Source organism: Rummeliibacillus sp. TYF005, assembly GCF_003844195.1.
Classification (GTDB): domain Bacteria; phylum Bacillota; class Bacilli; order Bacillales_A; family Planococcaceae; genus Rummeliibacillus.
In genome coordinates, this window is the sequence record NZ_ML122577.1 from 1 (window position 1) to 19,160 (window position 19,160).

14 protein-coding genes and 1 tRNA gene are annotated in these 19,160 nt (G+C 32.7%); 8 read left to right on the top strand and 7 right to left on the bottom strand.

What is annotated here, in order from left to right:
• A partial coding sequence (locus CW357_RS18325) for an Ig-like domain-containing protein (RefSeq protein ID WP_371684275.1) occupies positions 1–215 on the top strand: 215 nt, incomplete at its 5' end.
• A gap of 135 nt (positions 216–350) precedes the next feature.
• On the opposite strand, the gene CW357_RS18330 is transcribed toward CW357_RS18325, so the two are convergent.
• The gene (locus tag CW357_RS18330) at positions 351–512 is read right to left on the bottom strand and encodes a hypothetical protein (RefSeq protein ID WP_158582335.1); all 162 of its coding nucleotides are present in this window, start codon (positions 510–512) and stop codon (positions 351–353) included.
• Between the two features lie 383 nt (positions 513–895).
• Here CW357_RS18330 and CW357_RS18335 point away from each other — a divergent pair, with 383 nt between their 5' ends.
• On the top strand, positions 896–1,066 hold the full coding sequence (locus CW357_RS18335; RefSeq protein WP_158582336.1) for a restriction endonuclease subunit S domain-containing protein: 171 nt from the start codon (positions 896–898) through the stop codon (positions 1,064–1,066).
• Between the two features lie 268 nt (positions 1,067–1,334).
• Positions 1,335–6,137 carry a hypothetical protein gene (locus CW357_RS14670; RefSeq protein WP_124218437.1) on the top strand — a complete coding sequence of 1,601 codons (4,803 nt, stop codon included), beginning with the start codon at positions 1,335–1,337 and terminating at the stop codon, positions 6,135–6,137.
• 104 nt (positions 6,138–6,241) lie between these two features.
• Here CW357_RS14670 and CW357_RS14675 read toward each other — a convergent pair whose 3' ends face one another.
• The 5 genes from CW357_RS14675 to CW357_RS18340 all read right to left on the bottom strand — a co-directional run bounded on the left by CW357_RS14675 (position 6,242) and on the right by CW357_RS18340 (position 10,653).
• Positions 6,242–7,582: a TldD/PmbA family protein gene (locus CW357_RS14675; protein WP_119415411.1), complete on the bottom strand. Its 1,341-nt coding sequence runs from the start codon at positions 7,580–7,582 to the stop codon at positions 6,242–6,244.
• Between the two features lie 3 nt (positions 7,583–7,585).
• Entirely contained in the window at positions 7,586–8,974 is a 1,389-nt protein-coding gene (locus CW357_RS14680) for a TldD/PmbA family protein (protein ID WP_119415412.1), read from the bottom strand.
• Positions 8,975–10,020: 1,046 nt separating this feature from the next.
• Positions 10,021–10,094 (bottom strand) — tRNA-Arg (locus CW357_RS14685).
• Positions 10,095–10,288: 194 nt separating this feature from the next.
• On the bottom strand, positions 10,289–10,477 hold the full coding sequence (locus CW357_RS14690) for an H-type small acid-soluble spore protein (RefSeq protein ID WP_119415413.1): 189 nt from the start codon (positions 10,475–10,477) through the stop codon (positions 10,289–10,291).
• Positions 10,478–10,488: 11 nt separating this feature from the next.
• Positions 10,489–10,653 (bottom strand): YfhD family protein, encoded by a 165-nt coding sequence (locus CW357_RS18340; protein ID WP_164489616.1) that lies wholly within the window; start codon positions 10,651–10,653, stop codon positions 10,489–10,491.
• Positions 10,654–10,842: 189 nt separating this feature from the next.
• Here CW357_RS18340 and CW357_RS14695 point away from each other — a divergent pair, with 189 nt between their 5' ends.
• The 5 genes from CW357_RS14695 (at position 10,843) to CW357_RS14715 (ending at position 17,227) form a co-directional block, all read left to right on the top strand.
• Positions 10,843–11,931 (top strand): iron-containing alcohol dehydrogenase family protein, encoded by a 1,089-nt coding sequence (locus tag CW357_RS14695; protein ID WP_119415414.1) that lies wholly within the window; start codon positions 10,843–10,845, stop codon positions 11,929–11,931.
• 201 nt (positions 11,932–12,132) lie between these two features.
• A complete protein-coding gene (locus CW357_RS14700; protein WP_119415415.1) occupies positions 12,133–12,357 on the top strand; it encodes a DUF1540 domain-containing protein in 225 nt (74 codons plus the stop codon).
• Between the two features lie 337 nt (positions 12,358–12,694).
• The gene (locus tag CW357_RS14705) at positions 12,695–14,836 is read left to right on the top strand and encodes a bifunctional diguanylate cyclase/phosphodiesterase (protein WP_124218438.1); all 2,142 of its coding nucleotides are present in this window, start codon (positions 12,695–12,697) and stop codon (positions 14,834–14,836) included.
• A 423-nt stretch (positions 14,837–15,259) separates the two neighbouring features.
• Positions 15,260–16,612, top strand: coding sequence for a right-handed parallel beta-helix repeat-containing protein (locus CW357_RS14710; protein ID WP_241155118.1), 1,353 nt, complete (start codon positions 15,260–15,262; stop codon positions 16,610–16,612).
• Positions 16,613–16,660: 48 nt separating this feature from the next.
• Positions 16,661–17,227: an NUDIX hydrolase gene (locus CW357_RS14715; RefSeq protein ID WP_124218439.1), complete on the top strand. Its 567-nt coding sequence runs from the start codon at positions 16,661–16,663 to the stop codon at positions 17,225–17,227.
• Positions 17,228–17,760: 533 nt separating this feature from the next.
• On the opposite strand, the gene CW357_RS14720 is transcribed toward CW357_RS14715, so the two are convergent.
• The gene (locus CW357_RS14720; protein WP_124218440.1) at positions 17,761–18,996 is read right to left on the bottom strand and encodes a leucine-rich repeat domain-containing protein; all 1,236 of its coding nucleotides are present in this window, start codon (positions 18,994–18,996) and stop codon (positions 17,761–17,763) included.
• Positions 18,997–19,160 lie beyond the last annotated feature (164 nt).

The following is a 19,160-nucleotide window of genomic DNA, read 5'->3' on the forward strand; positions in this document are numbered from 1 at the left end:
CGGGAGTTAATCACTCCCTCCTACTCGATTTTACAGAGCCAAATGCAACGATTTATGTATATAAAAATACGAAAAAGCTTAAAACACTTAAGGCTTCAAGCAAAGGAACAGCACGAGGAACTATTCAAACGTATAAAAAAGGTACAGAAATATTGATCTATGTAAAAGATAAAGCAGGAAATAAGTCAAAGGTTAAAAAAGTGAAAGTCCAATAATTATGAAAATGCATCAGCAAGCTCATTTTTGAAGGTTCAGGTATCAAATTAAAATGATAAAAAGGCTATTCTTGAAGGTTATTTAGGCTTTCAAGATAGCCTTTTTAAACGGAAATAAAAAAAGATGGACTAAGATTAATAAATCTGTCCATCAATGATAATTTGGCCTGTTTGGTGGTCATATTCGACTTCTCCCATTGCACCAAGATTAACACCTTCTGGCAGCTCTCTCGTCTCAACAACTTGAGATTCGTTTATAATGGCTAAGTATTGCCCATTAATCAAAACTACTTTCATCTCTATCAACTCCTTTTTTATATTCATAAACAGAAATTTGTTTATGTATAATATGTGCTCAAATAGTGAAAATTATTACCTAACTTTAAAATAGAAAGAAAATTTAGAAAATTGTTATTTGTTATATTCTACAGGAAAAGAAAAACTCCTTCTTTTTAAATAAAAATTTTAATGAGACTATAAGTAATTGGATATTGAAAAAATATATGTATTAGAATATGTTATTGACAACATTTTGCTTATACTATTGTCTATAAAATAAACGGAATTTTTTTGAACTGTTTGATTTTCACATAACAATTAGACTTAGAATTCATGCGGTAACACTTAAAATAAGCTATAATAGAAAAGCTTTAAAGGATGTTTTTTAAGGAGTAGATTAAATGGGAATGTTAAAACTTGAAAATATTGAAATGATGCTTGAAGATGCACAGGAAACATTAAAACAATTGCAAGCTTCTAAAATCATTGATACAGCTACAGCGGAGTTAATCCAACTGACGAAAGAACAAATAGAAGAATTGAAAGAAATGAAGAAAGAACTAAGTGAATAATTGATATAGCAGTTAATGCAATAAGTTAAATTCTGATTAAGTATAGAAAATGCTTTTCCTCATTATATGAAGAAGAGCATTTTTTTAATCTCAGCTCCGTAATTTGAAGTTCGTAACAAGATTTCGGAAAACTACAATATCTAATTAGAAATGTTTAATTATTCCTCTTGTAAGGAATAGTCTATCTTTTAGTGCATATATTTAAATAGTTAAATGGGTACTGAATGGCCTTCTAGATATATGACAGAAAAAGATAGGAGTGTTGATTTTGCAGAACCAAATTAATGATAAAGGAAAAAGATTTTTTGAATATTTATTTGCACTATCATCTTTAAATAGTAAAACCGTTCGGACGATTCAAGATTACGAGAAAACTTGGGTATTTGAAGAACTAGGTGAAATTGAGGGCTGTACAATTGGCAATCAATGCGGGCAACCATCCAACTTATTCGAAATACATAAACCCACTCTCGAACATACAGCTCTTGTTTGCCCTCGACCTTATCCAGAATTAGTTAAATGGACAAATGTAAAGCTCAATAAAGACTCAGGAATTACTTCCATCCAAAATCATAAAAAGATTGAAGATATTCTAAAAGAAAGTAAAAACAACAAAAACGATCAACAACTAGCCGAATGGAAAGCATGGGCAGCTAGGAAAAGGCAATTTGACCGGGCTAACCATCTTTATGCGGAATTAAAAGAGGTTTATAAAACGTTAGAGGACAAAAGTGATGAAATTGAAATAGTGCTAACTAAGGGAATATTAAAGTGGGGAGGAGTAGCTAAAGGAGAAGATATAGAACTTCCTCTATTTACAGCAAAAGTTACATTAACCTATAATTCAGAAGATAACATGATTGCGCTAAAGGATATCACAAAAAAATTACATTTCGAATATGACTTATTGGATGATTTGCCGCAACCGAAAAGCGAAGAATTTAAATCACTTATTAAAAAAATTGAGAATATGAACTTCATAGCAGATCTTACAGAAGAATGGAAAAAACTCGCAAAAGCGCTAGATCCAAATGGACGTTTTATCGAAAAAAACACAGCACTTTATAGCAAAAACATACCTGTTATTTTAGACGAATCGTATTTAATCATTCGCAACAAAAAGAACAATATCTTAGCAAATGATTTAAGAAAAATGATGAAAGCCATAGATCAAAACAGAATGGAACTCCCAAATACTATTCAAAGAATTCTAGGATTTGCTCCAACAGTTAAAGAAGCAAAACCTAATTTCCTTCAAACCACTATACCTGAACAATTATATTTCCCACGAAATTCAACTAAACAACAAAAAGAAATCATCCAAAATGTAGAAAAAAGTGACAATGTTATCGTTCAATTTGATGATAAAACTGTAGAAGCAGAAACAGTTGCAAATATAGTAAGTCATTATTTAACTGAGGGAAAAAAAATCCTCATAACTACACAAAAAGATAGCCCTCTTGCCACACTAAAAGATCAAATTCCAGACGATATTAAAGATTTATGCGTTTCGATAGTAGATGAAGATTTAGATGAAAATGTGGAAATTGAAAGGGCAATAAGTGTTATTGCTGATCGATTAGAGAATTTAAATGTTCAAGCATTAAAAGAAAAAATAAGAAGTAACCAACTATTACTAATTCAAAGCAACGAAAACGAAAAATTATATAATAAGATTTTAAAGAAATATGCAAAGTCTGAAGGCACACCTATTAAGTATAAAAAGCAGTCTTTATACAAATATGATGTTGCAAAACAACTAGCAGAGCCAGCTGTCAATTATCAATGGATTAAAGACGATTTACCGCTTATCATGAAATTTCCATTGAATGCGGAAGAATGGGAAGAATTCTGTTTACTGTACAACTCTTTAAATCAAAAAGACACAGTACTGCTTCATACTAATCTGCCGTCTATTCAAAACGAACTAATCAGTGAATCTTCACTTAAAACGCTATTGGAAGAAGAGAAGAAAATAACGGATGATATTGATATGCAATATATTCTACCAATTGATCTAACAGCGTCTAAAAAGTCCCCATTACTTATAATGAAAGATATTGTGGAAGAAATAAGTGCAACTCAATATTTAGTAAAAGAAGAAACTTACTTCACGTTTATTCAAGAATTACTTTCTAGTGAGAACAGAAAAGAATACTGGGTTAAACTTCTTGATCAAATCACGCAATTTAATGAAAAAGCACTTTCACTGTATCCAGAGGTGATCAGCCATAGAATTGCATTACCTAAAAAATTGACTAGTGAAATTCAATTCGATTTGGATATGGCAAGAGAGCGGATCCTATCTGGAAAATTGCCAAATTCTCTATTCTTCATGCTTAAAGGGAAAACAACCAAATATCTCTTCCAAACAGCTGTGTTAAATGGTAGACCCGTTAAAAATTTAGAGGATATTATAACACTTCAAAAATATTTGGAATATAGAGGGCTTATTACAAAATTAGCTAGATTATTTAACCAGAACTTCAGTGAAGTGGGCATTCCTGAGATGGATATCACGGTGAAAGAGTTTCCTGAAGTATTAGAGGAAAAAGTTAATATTCTAAAGGGAATTATTAATATCGTAGAACTTAACAATACACTTTCATCAAAACTTCAAGTTGAGAATCTGCCAGTAGGCAATATTTTCGATACGGAATTCTATACAAAGTTAAAAAATGAAATTGAACACACACTAAATTATATGAAATTAACAAAATGGCAACAATCATACGAAGAAGTATTGGATCGATTAGTGAATTTAACAAAAACAGAAGACATCCATCCGATTGCTCATGGATTTTTAATCGCTTATCAAGAAAAAGATTTTGATACTTGGCAATTATTGATAAGACAACTAAATGAACAGAAGAAAAGACAACTTATTATTGATAAATGGAAAACACACCTCGATAAATTAGCGGCGAAAATGCCACTTACAGCAGAATATTTAAGAAACAATTTGGGTAAAGAAAATCTAGAACCAACAAACTATAAAGATGCATTTACGCTGAAGAAAATGGAAACTTGGTTAAAAGAAGATAGTGATATAAATAGTAAAACTGTTAAAAAACAGCTTCAATATACAAAGAAAATGCAAAGAAAATTGATACAAGAAATCATCAAAGATGCGAGTTGGTTATTCCAAATTGAACGTATGTCAGATGATGAAAAATCAGCACTCAAAGATTGGAAGTTCTATACAAAGAAAATAGGTGCAGGAAAAGGAAAACATGCAGTTAAATTTATCGAGGGAGCAAGAAAGTCAATCAGAAAAGCTCAAAATGCTATACCTGTTTGGATCATGCCGATTCAAGAAGTCTTTAGAACCTTACCAGTAACAAATGAAAAATTTGATGTAGTTATTTTAGACTCTAGTGATCAATTAGACATTTTTGCTTTGAATGTTTTAATTAGAGGTGAAAAAGTAATCCTTATTGGAGACGAAAAAGGAACTTATTCAACGACTCAATATAGTGGTGAAGAAGTAACAGAATTGATTCAGCAATACATCCAAGACATTCCAAATTATTCTTTGTATGATGGTTCCCACTCGATTTTCAATATTGCAGAACAGACTGTGGCAAAAAAAAATAAAATTAAAATTCAAGATACTCACTATTCTGTCCCGGGAAATATTCCTTTCACTCACGAGCAATTACCGATTAAACCGTTAAAGTTAAAAGCATTAGAGCAGCAATGTGAATCTTCTTTCGAAGTCGATGTGTTGAGATGGATTATCTCAAAGGGCTATTATGTAATACCGAAATTTAAAATTGGAGACTATTGCATTGACTTTGTCATTGAAGGACGGAAAGAACGACTAGCAGTTGAATGTGATGGGGAAAAATGGAGTGGAACTGAAAAATACGAAGAAAATCTTTTAAAGCGCGAAGCTTTAGAAAAGGCAAACTTAAAATTCTGGACAGTGAATGGCAGATCCTTCTATGCGGATCAAGCCAAAACAATGGAAGGGCTTTGGGCAACATTATTAAGTCTTGGGATTTACCCGCTAAAAGAAGAACCTTCCAATCATGAAAAGACATTAAGCATAGATGTTAAAAAAGAAATACCAAGTATTCAATTTCAATTTCAAACTCAAAAACCTATTTCACAAGATAAAATAAATGAAGGTTATCAAGAAGTAGCAGAAAAATTAGAATTACTTAAACCATTAGAGAAGAGCAAAAAAGGCCAAAATGGCCCTGAACTAGAAATCATAAAGAAGCCACAAGAAACGGATGAACGTAACAAAAATCAAGAAGACCCAGAGCAAGACACAATTATAAAATTATCCACCAACGTAGTAAAAGACGAAGCAGAAGCACATACAGAAATAGAGGCCGAAAAAGAAGCAAAGGCAGAGGCTGATATAGAGTTAAAAGTCGAGAAAGAAGAGGTAGTAGAAGTAAATAATGAAATAGAAATTGAAGCAAAAGAAGAAATAAAAGAAGAAACAAAAGCAAAAATAGAAAAAGAAATTGAAGCAGATGAAGTAAGAGTTGAAACGGAGATAGAAGCGAAAGTTGAAAAAGAGGTAGAGGTAGAGGTAGAAGTAGAAGTGAAAGCGAAAACAGAGGCAGAAGTGGAAATAGAAGAAAAGGCAATAGAAAAAGAATCAGAAGTAGAAGCTAAAACAGGAAAAGAAGTAAAATCCAAAGTCAAGCTAGAAACCGCTGAACAACCAGAAGTAAAAAAACAGCTTTATATTCAAGATAAACAACCACGAACAAAAGAAGAAATTCCTAAAAAGTCAAAAGTGATACTCACTCAAAAAGAAAAAATCGAATCCAAATCTTTTTCGCTATCAAATTTAAATGAAATTCCACCAGAACTTATTCAAAATGTAGTGATTGAAGGAAAAACTTCGATCGCCCAATTTTTACAAGACTTAGGGTTCGAAGTTGTTGATTACCGACTTCAAGATGGAAGCTTATGGGTTGTAGCTAACGAAGAAGTTAAGCCTTTTATGGAAAAACTAAAAGCCCACAATATATCCTTCCATTATTTAAGCAAAGGTAACCAAACAACAAAAGGAAATCCGGCTTGGTATACAAAAATAGTAGAGTAATAAAAAATGCACAGCACTATAAATTAGTGCTGTGTATTTTTGTTTATGCTAAGCAATTACACAATTTCGTGTTGGTAGTTCACAAAGTTAAAAAATCAAAATATTTAATCTACCGTTACATAAAGCTCATTTACTAAAATAGAAGGTGAACCAAAACTGGAGGAGAATTCTAAATCTGAGCAAGTTTCTTTGATGTTTTTCATTAGATTATAAAAATTTCCAGCAATAGTGATTTGTTTGACAGGTGATGAAATTTGACCATCTTTAATATAGAAGCCACTTGCAGCAACTGAGAAGTCACCAGATATAGTATTTGTTCCAGAGTGGAGACCAGATAGCTTTGTCACAAGAAGACCTTCGTTAATAGACGAGATTACTTCCTCTTTTGTTCTTTGACCCGGTGCGATGTACATATTCTGTGGCGCAACGGAAATTGTGCCCTTATAGGATGATTTTGCAGCATTACCAGTAGTCTCACAACCGTCGATTTTAGCTGTTTTTCGGTTATGAAGTAATGTGTTTAACGTACCATTTGTTATAATAGCGTGTCTTTTAGTTGCCACACCTTCACCATCGAAATTGGCTCCGTTTAGTGAAAATGAGTGGAATGGGTCGTCAATTATATTTAATTGATCAGCTGCTATTTTTTCTCCTACTTTCCCTTTTAAAAGAGATTGATCCTTTTGTGTGTTTTCTGCAGAGAAGATGGGCGAGAATGTGCTGAGTAATGACGCGGCGGTATTATGCCTTAAAAGTATTGGATATTTCCCTGTTGGAATGGATTGTTCATATAAGTAAGCAAGTGCTTCTTCCGCCGCTTCTTTAGCAATATTATCAGCATCCAAGGCATAAAAGTCATTTGTTCTTTTGATATAAAAGCCGGATTTTGTTTCTTCTCCATCTCGAACAACTGTCGAAAAGTAGAGTATAAGACCATTTTTCTTTTCTGACAATGAAAGCCCCTTGCTATTCCTTATTGAACGTTCGGATTTCGTTTCACTTAATCCACAATAATCAAGGGTAATTATACGAGGATCATAAGCTCTGATTTTTTCTTCAATCGAACAAAGAAGCGCAATTTTTTCTGGGATTTCGACTTTATCAAGTTTCTCAAAATAAAAATCATGGTTTTCATATTTTGGACTGCCTCCAAAGATATCTGTACCGTCAGTCTCATCGAGAATTGAAGCATTGGCGATGGCGCTGTCAATTAAAAATGGAATAGAGTCTACATCAATTTTTTCGGTATAAGAATAGCCCATCTTTCCATTATATAGTCCACGAAAACCTAGACCTCCATCTTCAGACGTTTCATAACTATCAATCTCTCCTTCAAAAACGGTACATTCAAAAGATTCAGCGCTTTGATAGTATATTTCAGCTTCTTGAAACCCAGCATTCAAAGCAGCTTGAAGAAGTTGTTCATTGAATTCTTTTTGTATCATCGCTTATTCTCCCTTCGTCCCACCGACTGTAATTTCACTAACACGAATCATAGGCTGACCTACATTAACTGGGATGCTACCACTCTGTGAACCACACATACCAGCGCCGTGGGCAAGGTTATTACCAACGCGATCTACTAGTTGTAACGTCTTTGCACCGTTTCCAATTAGTGTTGCACCTCGAACAGGGCGTTCAATTTTACCATTTTTCACAATATAGGCCTCTGCTACTGCAAAGTTATAGTCACCTGTTGAAGGATTTACTTGACCACCACCCATATATTTGGCATACAGACCATATTCAGTATCTGCAATAATTTCTTCAGGTGTTGAAGTGCCTGGAGCGATAAAGGTATTTGTCATTCGAGAAGTAGGACTGAAACGGTATGATTCACGGCGAGAAGAGCCTGTTGGCTGTGCATGCATCCGTCGAGCATTAAATTTATCGATCAAGTAACCTTTCAAAATACCATTTTCGATTAATATATTTTTTTGTGTCTTTTCTCCTTCATCGTCCATGTTTAAGGAGCCCCACTCGTTCGGAAGAGTACCATCATCAATATAAGTAACAATTTCAGAAGCTACTTTTTCTCCAATTTTCCCAGCAAAAACGGAATTATTTTTTGCTACTGCAGTGGCTTCAAGACCATGGCCACATGCCTCGTGGAATATAACTCCTCCAAATTCATTATCGATTATAACGGGGAATTTACCACTTGGGCACTCATCTGCATGAAGCATATTTATAGCAATCCGCGCAGATTCTCCGGCATAGTGATTTAAGTCTAAATTTTCGATGAACTCAAAACCAGCATGTGCACCCGGACCATAAAACCCTGTTTGCACTTCATTTCCTTCAGAAGCAGTAGATTGAATAGCTAGTCGACTGTGCACGCGCTTATCTTCCGCAAATGTCCCTTCTGAATTTGCAACGATAACATTTTGCACTTCATCTAAACAGCGAACAGCTACTTGATTAATGCGAGAGTCATAGTTTCTAGCGATGTCATTCGCTTGCCTCATAACGGCAACTTTTCTGGCGTGCTCAACCGATAGCGGGAGCTGTGCAATTGGGTTAACTGTTGGAAATATTCTCTTACTTAGTGGATGAATAGTACCATTTTCTCCACCCTTAATCGCAAGTGCCGCTTTTTTAGCGGCTAATAAAAGACCTTCTTCTGAAAAATCATTCGTATAAGTATAAATACTTTGAAGCCCTGAAAAGATACGAATTCCGATACCAAAATCACGACCAGATATACTCTTTTCAATCTTATTGCTCAGTAAGGTTAGTGAGTTCACATATTTGTCCTCAATAAAGATTTCAGAAAAGTCGCCACCAGTTGAAAGCGCCATTTCTAACACATTTTCAATGACCGATTGTTTAATCATCCATTCCGCCTCCTTTCTTTAATTATACCGTAATCCAATACTTAACTACTAAATATTATGATAATTTTGTATATTTAGCGATTTGAATGTGAGATGAAATGAGAAATTGTTGCTAATGGTAGATTACCAGAAACCAGGACTTAAATTGCTGAAAGAGCGAATACAATTTGGAATGGAGCGGATAAACTTGACCGAAGAGCGAATAAACAATGGAGACAATAAAGATTTTAAAAGTAATAGATAATAAATCAATTTCGAAATGGTAGATAGCCAGAAAAAAGGACTTAAAATGCTGAAAGGGCGAATACAATTCCAAATGGAGCGAATAAACTTGACCGAAGAGCGAATAAAACGACTACGGGAGCGAATAAACTCGATCAAAGAGCGAATAAACAATGGAGACAATAAAGATTTTAAAAGTGATAGATAATAAATAATTTCGAAATGGTAGATAGCCAGAAAAAAGGACTTAAAATGCTGAAAGGGCGAATACAATTCCAAATGGAGCGAATAAACTTGACCGAAGAGCGAATAAAACGACTACGGGAGCGAATAAACTCGACTAAAGAGCGAATAAACTAATCATGGCCTACTTCTGAATGTGTAATTAAGTTAATTGCAAATCTGAATAACAACAGGACAAAGCATAGAATTTGATAAGGTGTAGCAGGATTGGAATATGTACTTCATTGGTTAAAAATGAATGATGTATTTGGTTTAATATGTATTCAACATTAATTAATGCATTGTCCTGTGAGAACTCAAGCACTAACTAAAAAGGATAATTAAAATCAAAAGGAAATCATTTAAATTAATTTCTGCAGTGATTTTAATCATTAGATTTTCACCTCCATATTCTATTGGTTTTATTTTGCCCATTAAATTTAATTTCTATGCAAAGAATAAATAATTGTGGAGTGAAGTAGGAGGGATAAGTGATAATTATCTAAAAAACACAAAGCTGCAAAACTAATAACAAAAATAAATATTTACTACACAAAAAAATAAAAACCCTTGATATATCAAGGGTTTGAACCGTTAAAATATGCCCTTAACAGGACTTGAACCTGCGACCTAAAGTTTAGGAAACTTTTGCTCTATCCAGCTGAGCTATAAGGGCTAAATATGTAATTGTTTGGATTTCTCTAAGAATAGTAGATCCGTCTTACATTTTACTTTTATAAACACATCAAATATATAATACCAGAATATAATATGATTTGCAAAGTATCTTAATCAATGGCATTGTGGATTATACTTTAATTTACACTTTAACAAAAGTGGGGAGAAAAGAATCCCCACTTGAAATTTATGTTATTGCAATAATTTCTCTTCCTTTAATTCGGAAATATCCACTTCGGATCTTTCTTCCAATGAATGTCTCAAATGGACAGTTGCGGTTCTTTCATTTAACAGTTTATCGATCCAAACAGATACACCGTTATAACTTACTTCAAATTCTTTAGGTGAGGCAACGATTTCTTGGGCACGTTGATATTCCATTTAATTACCTCCTATTTTTGAGGGTGATTTTTATTTTGATTTGCTAATTTTTCTAATTCTAGTAACTCAGCAGCTACTTCTTCTTTTGCTTGTGAAGGGGCTATTTTTTGGTTCGCGGGTGTTTGTGGTAGTGAGCCTTTGTTTTTGCTTTTTCCTTGTTTGTTGTCTCTTCCCATATGGATGCATTCTCCTTTCGATATGAATCATACTTAATATGGCTTTGTATTGATTTTTTATCACAAACCATTATCAATAATTATTAGAGTTCTGATTTTAATTTATTTTTTGAAAATAATGATTGAAAGTTACTTTAAGAGCTTTATAATGGATAGAAAAGTATCAATATTTTAGAAAGAGTGGGAAAATTGAAAACAATACATGTACATGCTGCACCAAGTGAATATATTTTGGAAAAGGGTGCGTTAAATCTTTTAGAGTCAAAATTAGTAGAAAGAAATGTAAAAAAAGCCTTAGTTGTCCATGGTGTTAAATCGTGGGAAGCGGCAAAAGATTATTGGCCACAAATGACTGAGATTCAAACAACAGAATATACATATGGTGGTGAGTGCTCGTTATCTGAAATTGAGCAAGTTACTAATTTAGTCGTTTCTCAGCAATATGATGCCATTATTGGTGTAGGAGGAGGAAAAGTTTTAGATTTAGTAAAGGCAAGCGGTAACAATACGCATAAGCCTGTCATACTAATCCCTACTTTAGCTTCGAATTGCGCTCCTTGGACACCGCTAAGTGTACTATACGATGACTTTGGTGCCTACGTACGTTTTGATATTTATCCAGTTTCAACTAGTTTGTTATTAATTGAACCCGAAATTTTAGTGAAAGGACCACTCGATATGTTTATCGCAGGGATTGGCGACACAATCGCGAAATGGTATGAAGCTGATGTACAATTGAAAACCATTGAAAACAAAACCGTTCCAATGATGATTTCGTATTATTCTGCAAAACAGTGTAAAGATATTCTGTTAGAGTCCTTCCAAGAAGGAGTAAAAGCAGTTCAAACTGGCCAAGTAAATGATGATTTTATTAAAGCGGTGGAAACGATTATTGTTTATGCAGGAATGGTTGGAGGATTTGGGGATGAGTATGGTAGAACGACAGGTGCACATTCCATTCATGATGGATTAACAGTTTTAGAAGAAACACATCAAGCATTGCACGGATCAAAAGTAGCTTATGGAATTTTAGTACAATTAGTACTTGAAAATCGCTTGGATGAAATCGAACGTCTAAAACCGTTCTATCATCAATTAGGTTTACCGTTCTCTTTGACTGATTTGGGTATTCATGAAATTACTGATGAAATAATCGCAAGAGTAGCTGAAAAGGCAACCGTGCCAGAACAAGAAATACACTTAATGCCAGTAGGGGAAATAACTGCATCTAGAGTAATCATGGCTATTAAAGAGTTAGAAAAATTAAACCAAAAGTAAACACCATATTTCACAATAAGTGAAGTCTTAAAGGACATCGAAATTTTTCTTTTGAAAATTGATGTCCTTTTTATAATGAACAAAATCCAAAAATTAAACCAAAAATAAAAATAGTCGAATTGGTTAAAATAAAATTGAAGAATATTAAGGATTTTGTTATCCTCAACATATTTTTCACAACAAATCAATGAGGAGGACGCTATGCCAAATATAAAAGTTAAATGTACTGTATCGGATTGTTTTTTTCACGCCGAAGGAAACGTATGTGGAGCTGAGAAAATAGAAGTTCAGATGGATCAATCCAGAAACAGAAATGTAGAGTTTGCTGAAGAGTTTGACTTAAAAGCACTTGCTGATAAAGCAAACCATTCAGCAGATACATGTTGTAAAACATTCAAACCGAAAATGCGACGAATTGTATTATAATTCTAAAGGCTTTTAAAATTTGCTCATAGCTGGACAACACATTGAGATTTATGGGGGCTAAATATTTTTAGCCCCTATTTTTATAGGAATAAAGGTGAATTCCTTAAAAAGGATAAATAATGGCGAAAATAAGAATGAATATTTTAATATATTAAAAATCAACTAAATTTATTCTAGTAACATGTTATTTATATGGGTATAATGTAATCAATAATATGATTTTTATGTAAAAATATATCGAATTAATAATCCAAAATACCTGTAACTATTTTCCTTTACCAACTTAACGTTAGCATTAAGAAGTCACTAAGAATTTAAGGAAAGGAGATATTGATAAATGGAAAAATGGGATCTTTTAAAAAAGTATAAATGGAAGTTCATCATACCACTTCTGTTATTTTTATTGACATTGATATTCAACCGCAATTTTTATGGAGTATTTGGTGAAGATAATTATGTGACAATTCATTTGGTTATAGAAATACTAATTATTGTAGTATCATTTTCTATTGCGATTCAAGCTTGGCTTATAGTCCCATATACTCAAAGGGAGAAACGAATGTATATTGGAGCTCTTTTTTTAGCTCTAGGATTATTAGAAACTTTTCACACAATTTCTTATAAAGGGATGCCTTTTTTTATCGAAAATAGTTCTGCTTATTCGGCCACTTGGTTTTATATAATAAGCAGTTTGACTTTGTCATGCGGACTATTATTGATATACATATTAAAATTTAAAAGTATTTTTCCAGCGCAACGAAAGATTATTTATGGAAGTGCAATTATATATGTGGTTATTTGGGTTGCAGTAATCTATTATCCAAGGCATCTGTTTCCTGATCTTGTAATTGAAGGGATAGGAACAACTCCATTAAAAAATGGATTACAATATTTTTCTATCTTTTTGCAACTATTGCTAATAGGGTATTTATGGTTTAGTAAAAAAATAAGTACAATAGAAAAATCGATGATAATAATAGGGTCGATTTATTTAATATTAGCTAATTTAATGTTTACCACTTATAAGAATGTATATGATATTCGGAATTTAATAGGTCATCTCTTTTCATTGGTTAGTTATCAGTATTTCTTAAAGGCATTGTATTATTCTTCTGTTAAAGAACCTTATGAAATGTTAGTTGAAGCCCAACAACAATTGGAACATTCGCAAAAATCGCTTCATCATACAGCCTATCATGATGAATTGACAGGACTACCAAATTCACGTTTTTTAGAAGAGCATCTTTCTAAAGAGTTGGCTAAAAGGAATTCAAAAACAGCAGTTATGATGCTTCAAATTGATCGATTAAAATTTATAAATGAATCACTCGGTTCTTCTATAACGGATACGATATTACAAGAAGTTTCGGTTCGTTTAAGAGGATTATTACCAAGTAAAATTTTTATCAGTAGATTAAGTGGTGGAGAATTTATCATTATTCTTCATGAATTAGGGAATATCGACGAAGTGGTTGCAGTTAGTAAGCAAATTCACGAATGTATGCAAGAAGAATTTCAAGTTCAGCATTTTAATTTAAAAGTAAAATTAAACATAGGTATTTCCATATCACCAGAACATGGGGATAATATGGAGATACTCATTAAACATGCCCAGATTGCAAAAGGAAGGGCTCAAAATGAAATAGAGCGTTATCTCATTTATCAACCAGATATGGAACAGTACCTTGAAGAAAGACTAATATTGGAACATGATTTGCATAGAGCGCTTGAGAATAAGGAGCTGTTCCTAGAATATCAACCGCAAGTTAATGTGAAAACGGGTCATATCGATTCTGTAGAAGCTTTACTTCGTTGGAGACATCCTGAAAAAGGAATTATTTCTCCAGTTACATTTATTCCGATTGCTGAAGAAACTGGGCTTATAGTGCCAATCGGCGAATGGGTATTAGAAACAGCTTGTACACAAGCTAAAAAATGGCAAGAAGAAGGTTTAGGGAACATAGGGGTAGCTGTCAATTTATCGATTCGTCAATTTTACCAACATAATTTAGTGCAAATGGTAGAACAAAAGCTTCAGAAAACGAAGCTATCGCCAGAATTATTAGAATTAGAAATCACAGAAAGTATGACAATGGAAACGAGTTATACGATTAAAACTTTACATGCATTAAAACAATTGGGCTTAAAAATCGCCATTGATGACTTTGGAACAGGATATTCATCGCTTTCTTATTTAAAAGATTTCCCAATCGATTGTTTAAAAATAGACCGTTCTTTTGTAAAGAATATTCCCGCTAACGATCAGGATACTGTTATGATTTCAATGATTATTTCTTTGGCAAAACTATTAAAATTGAAGATAATCGCTGAAGGTGTAGAAGATATCAACCAATTCGCCTTTTTAGCTGAATTAGAATGCGACTATATCCAAGGATACTTATGTGGAAAACCGTTACGCCCAGAAATTTTATCTACTAATTTTGAAAAACTACAAATGGATATTTATCAATATGTTTAATCCTTGTAAAATATCATAAAATTAAAGGACATACTGTAGATAATATGCAAATATGGTATGTCCATTTTTATATGACTAACGCCCGTTAAGTATATATTGCTGCTTTCATTAATTAATTGAATTCCTTTCTAATTCTTAATTCCTATATAAAGAGTGCTAATTCTTCTGAAAAACCATTCTTTTATAATTATGAAGGTTTAAAAAATAAATATAGGAAAGGATTCTTATATAATTTACCATTAATACTATTCTATTTTTGTAAAGTAATTCTTTAGAAAATGGGTAATTATGCTCTTATTTGTATTTAATATTTTTACATGAAAAGTATGGGTTATACTATATAAATCAGACTATCCATAATGGGTAATTGGTCCTTATCTATTGTAATTAACAATATTTTAAACAAAAAGGAAATGGTTTAATGTGGAAATTTTAAAAATGAAGGCAAAAAGAAATACTCCATTTGAATATTTTAGGAAAGCTGCTGTTTCATTCTTAATCTTTGCGGTAGTTTTGTTTATTTTTATGGGAACAAAATCTATATCTAATGCAAAGACAAAGACACCCAAAAAGCCAACGTATACTTTAACTACCAAAACTAAAGTACTAGATAAAAAGATGACGAAATTTTCTACATACAATAGCAATACGAAAACATATTATATGCTTCGCTCGTATCTTGAAAAGCTAGAAAAAACCGGTGGCGGAAAATTAGTTTTAAAAAAGGGAACGTATATAGTAACGAATTCTTTATATGTACCATCTAATGTTACAATTCAATTGGAAAATGGTGTAAAAATTGTTAAGGGAATTAAAACAGGCGTAAAGAATATGGAGCCATCCCACTCAATTTTTCAATTTGTCCGTCCATCCAAAGCTAATAAGAAGCATGTATATGGCAAGTTTAATGGAGAAAAAAATATTAAACTGATCGGCAAAGGCGATGCAACAATTGATATAAACTATGATTTTCAATCATTAGGAATTGTTATGGGGCATAACTCGAATATTACAATTGATCATATTCAATTTGAAAATATGTATGGTGGTCATTTTATCGAACTCGACGCATCTAAGCATGTTGTTATAAAGAATTCTTCTTTTAATTCGTCAATACATTGGGAAGAGCATGATAAAGAAGGCATCAATTTAGATACACCTGATCTTGCAACACAAGGATTTACACATGATTGGAGTAAATATGATAAACAGGCAAATAACGATGTTTTAATCACTAATAACGTATTCGATGGTTTGGATCGAGCTATTGGAACACATAAGTATTCTGAAGGTAGTATACATAAAAAAGTCGTAATTCGTAATAACACTATTCAAAATATGTACTCAGATGCCATTCGAGTGATGAATTGGTCTGATCTTATTATTGAAAAAAATACCTTTACAGATATAGGGGATAAAAGCAATCTCAATGATAATACTCGCGGTATATTATTGAGTGGTGCCAGCAATCCAACCATTCAATTAAATACATTTATTGGGGTTCCTAGAGCAATGCAGTTCATGGTATGGAAGAACAATGGACCAGGTAGTGAATACAAACCAATTTATAATAAATTAAGTGACACAAATAAAAAAGTATTAAAAAATAACGTATATATGAATGTTAATGAAGATTTTATAAGAATTAACAATAAAACCTTTGGAGATTATAGCTCCCCAGAGAAGATCTATCTTTCAGTAAAAATACCTCAAGATTCACAACAATTATTTATTGATGCTTATCACTCAAAAGGTACTTTGACCAAAGTAAAGTGAAAAGCTACAATAAAATCACGATGGTATAAACCAATGGAGGCTAGTCAGTTGAATATACGAAATCAATTAGTTACTTATAAACCATACAATGAACAAGAAGAAAAAGATCGAGAAGTCATGATTCGATATATAGATACTTTTCCAGATACATTAACAAGAAATAATGAATTTGCTCATTTTACTGCATCTGCTTGGATTGTTAACCATGATCATAGTAAAGTTTTAATGGCATACCATAATATTTATCAATCATGGGCTTGGATAGGGGGGCATGCAGATGGTGACCCTGATCTTTTGCACGTTGCTCTTAAAGAAACAGGAGAAGAAACAGGATTAAAAGATTTCACACCTCTCTCTGAAGAAATCTATTCTCTAGAAATTCTAGGTGTAGACGGCCATGTGAAAAAGGGAAAGCATGTCGCAACACATGTGCATCTAAATGTAACATACCTTATCGAAGCAGACGAAAACGAAATAACAGCAATTAAACCCGATGAAAACAGTGCCATTCAATGGATGGCCTTGGATGAAGCAGTAGAAAAATCGAGTGAACCTTATATGAAAATTATTTACCAAAAATTAAACGATAAATTAAAAACATACGCAGGCGTATAACAGAAAAGAACTAGCCATTTCCAGACCAATCGATGAACCAACATCGATTGGTCTTTTTTGCGCTTATAATGCAACTTTATATTGCTGAAATTAGGTGACATTAAAGACGTAAATTGCTATAAGGGCGAATACAATTTAAAATGGAGCGAATAAACGAAGCGAGGGAGCGAATAAAAACATGGAGAGAGCGGATAAACGGCCGGAGGGAGCGAATAATTATTGTTGCTGAACCTGATACGCGGCCCGGTTGATGGGTCAATCTAGTAATCTTGCCGCGAATAAATAAGAGTATTTTCCGCTGCGCTGAGTTACTCAAATAAGACTTAAATTGCTTTAAGGGCGGATACAATTCAAAATGGAGCGGATAAACGAGGTGAGGGAGCGGATAAACGAAGCAAAGGGGCGGATAAATAGGATCATCTGGTTGGAAACAGAAAATAGATTCTCGATTAAAATAATAGTTATAAGACTTCACAAAAATGCCCCATCAAATGTTGGATAAACTACATTTTGATGGGGCTTTTGTTCATTTATTAGTAATCGGCATTAGTATCATTAACGTAATCTTCATCTACCATAGATCCCCATGTACTAATAGGTAGGATGGATTCTTTTGGAATATCATTATATTCTATGTGCAACGTTGTTAATGTCTTGATTTTTGCAAGAGGGTTCATAGATGTTAGATAGTTAGCATTTAAATAAAGCGTTTTTAAATTCGGTAATGCTTCTAAACCATCAACTGAGAAAATACTATTATAGGATAAATATAAAGTTTCTAAGTTTTTATTTTCACTTAATGTTTGAATATCTTTGATCTTATTGTTAGTCAGATTTAATTCTTTTAAATTTTTTAAGCTAGCAAGTTCAGAAATACTTCTGATTCTATTGTTACTCAAATCGATATTTTCAAGATTGGTAGCATATTTGATTTCTTCATCGATGTAATCGATTTTATTGTCCCAAGCATTCAATTCTTTTAGATTTTTGAAATTGCCGATAACCAATATATCTTTTAAATTATTTCCAGCAACTTTTAACTCAGTTAAGTTTACTAGTTTTTCTAAAGAGTCGATAGAAGATATTTTATTAAAACTAATATCCAATTTCTTTAAATTTGTTAGGTTTGAGATAGGGAATAGACTATTGATGGCATTATTGGCAATAGACAATTCACTGATGTTTGTACAGAAAGCGAGTGGTTGGATGTTCACGTAATCCATCATGCCAAAATACTCTCTTTCATCCGTATCACCCTTCAAATCCAATGTACCTTTTAAATTTCTTAAATCAGCAACTTTAATATTTTGGGATAGATTTTTGCGGCCCATAAGGTCATTTAATGTATGAAGCAAATTTTTATCTTCAAAATAGACAATTGCTGTTTTTGCAACTTTACTTACATTTTTGGCAGATACCACTTTTCCGTATTTATATGTAATATTATCTTTTCTACCTGTGAATTTTGCACCTTTTTTATATTGATAACCATTATAAGAGCCTGTAAATTTCTTGCCACTTTTATATAGGTAACCTTTGTAAACGCCAGTATATTTCTTTCCGTTTTTATATAAGGTAGACTTAAAGACTTTGAACCCTTTCACTACTTTTCCAGTCTTAATAGAAATTAGCTTGCTATTTTTTACTTTATATATGCTTTTTGCAACTGCAGTTGTGGTATCCAATGTCGCCATAGCCGTAGCAGAACCCGCTGCGATTAATCCCGTCATCAGTGTAATACAAGTTGCTTTATAAAATTTATTTGCCAAACTTTTCAGCTCCTAATTGTTAATGTTTTTTGATTGTCAATAATATTTTATCACTTTTAAATAGCTTTCACTAATCAAGAAAAATACCGATTCTAATTTCTAATCATACTAAGAGAATTAAAAGAATATAGTATAAAAGCTAAGTAATAGTGGCAAATATAAAA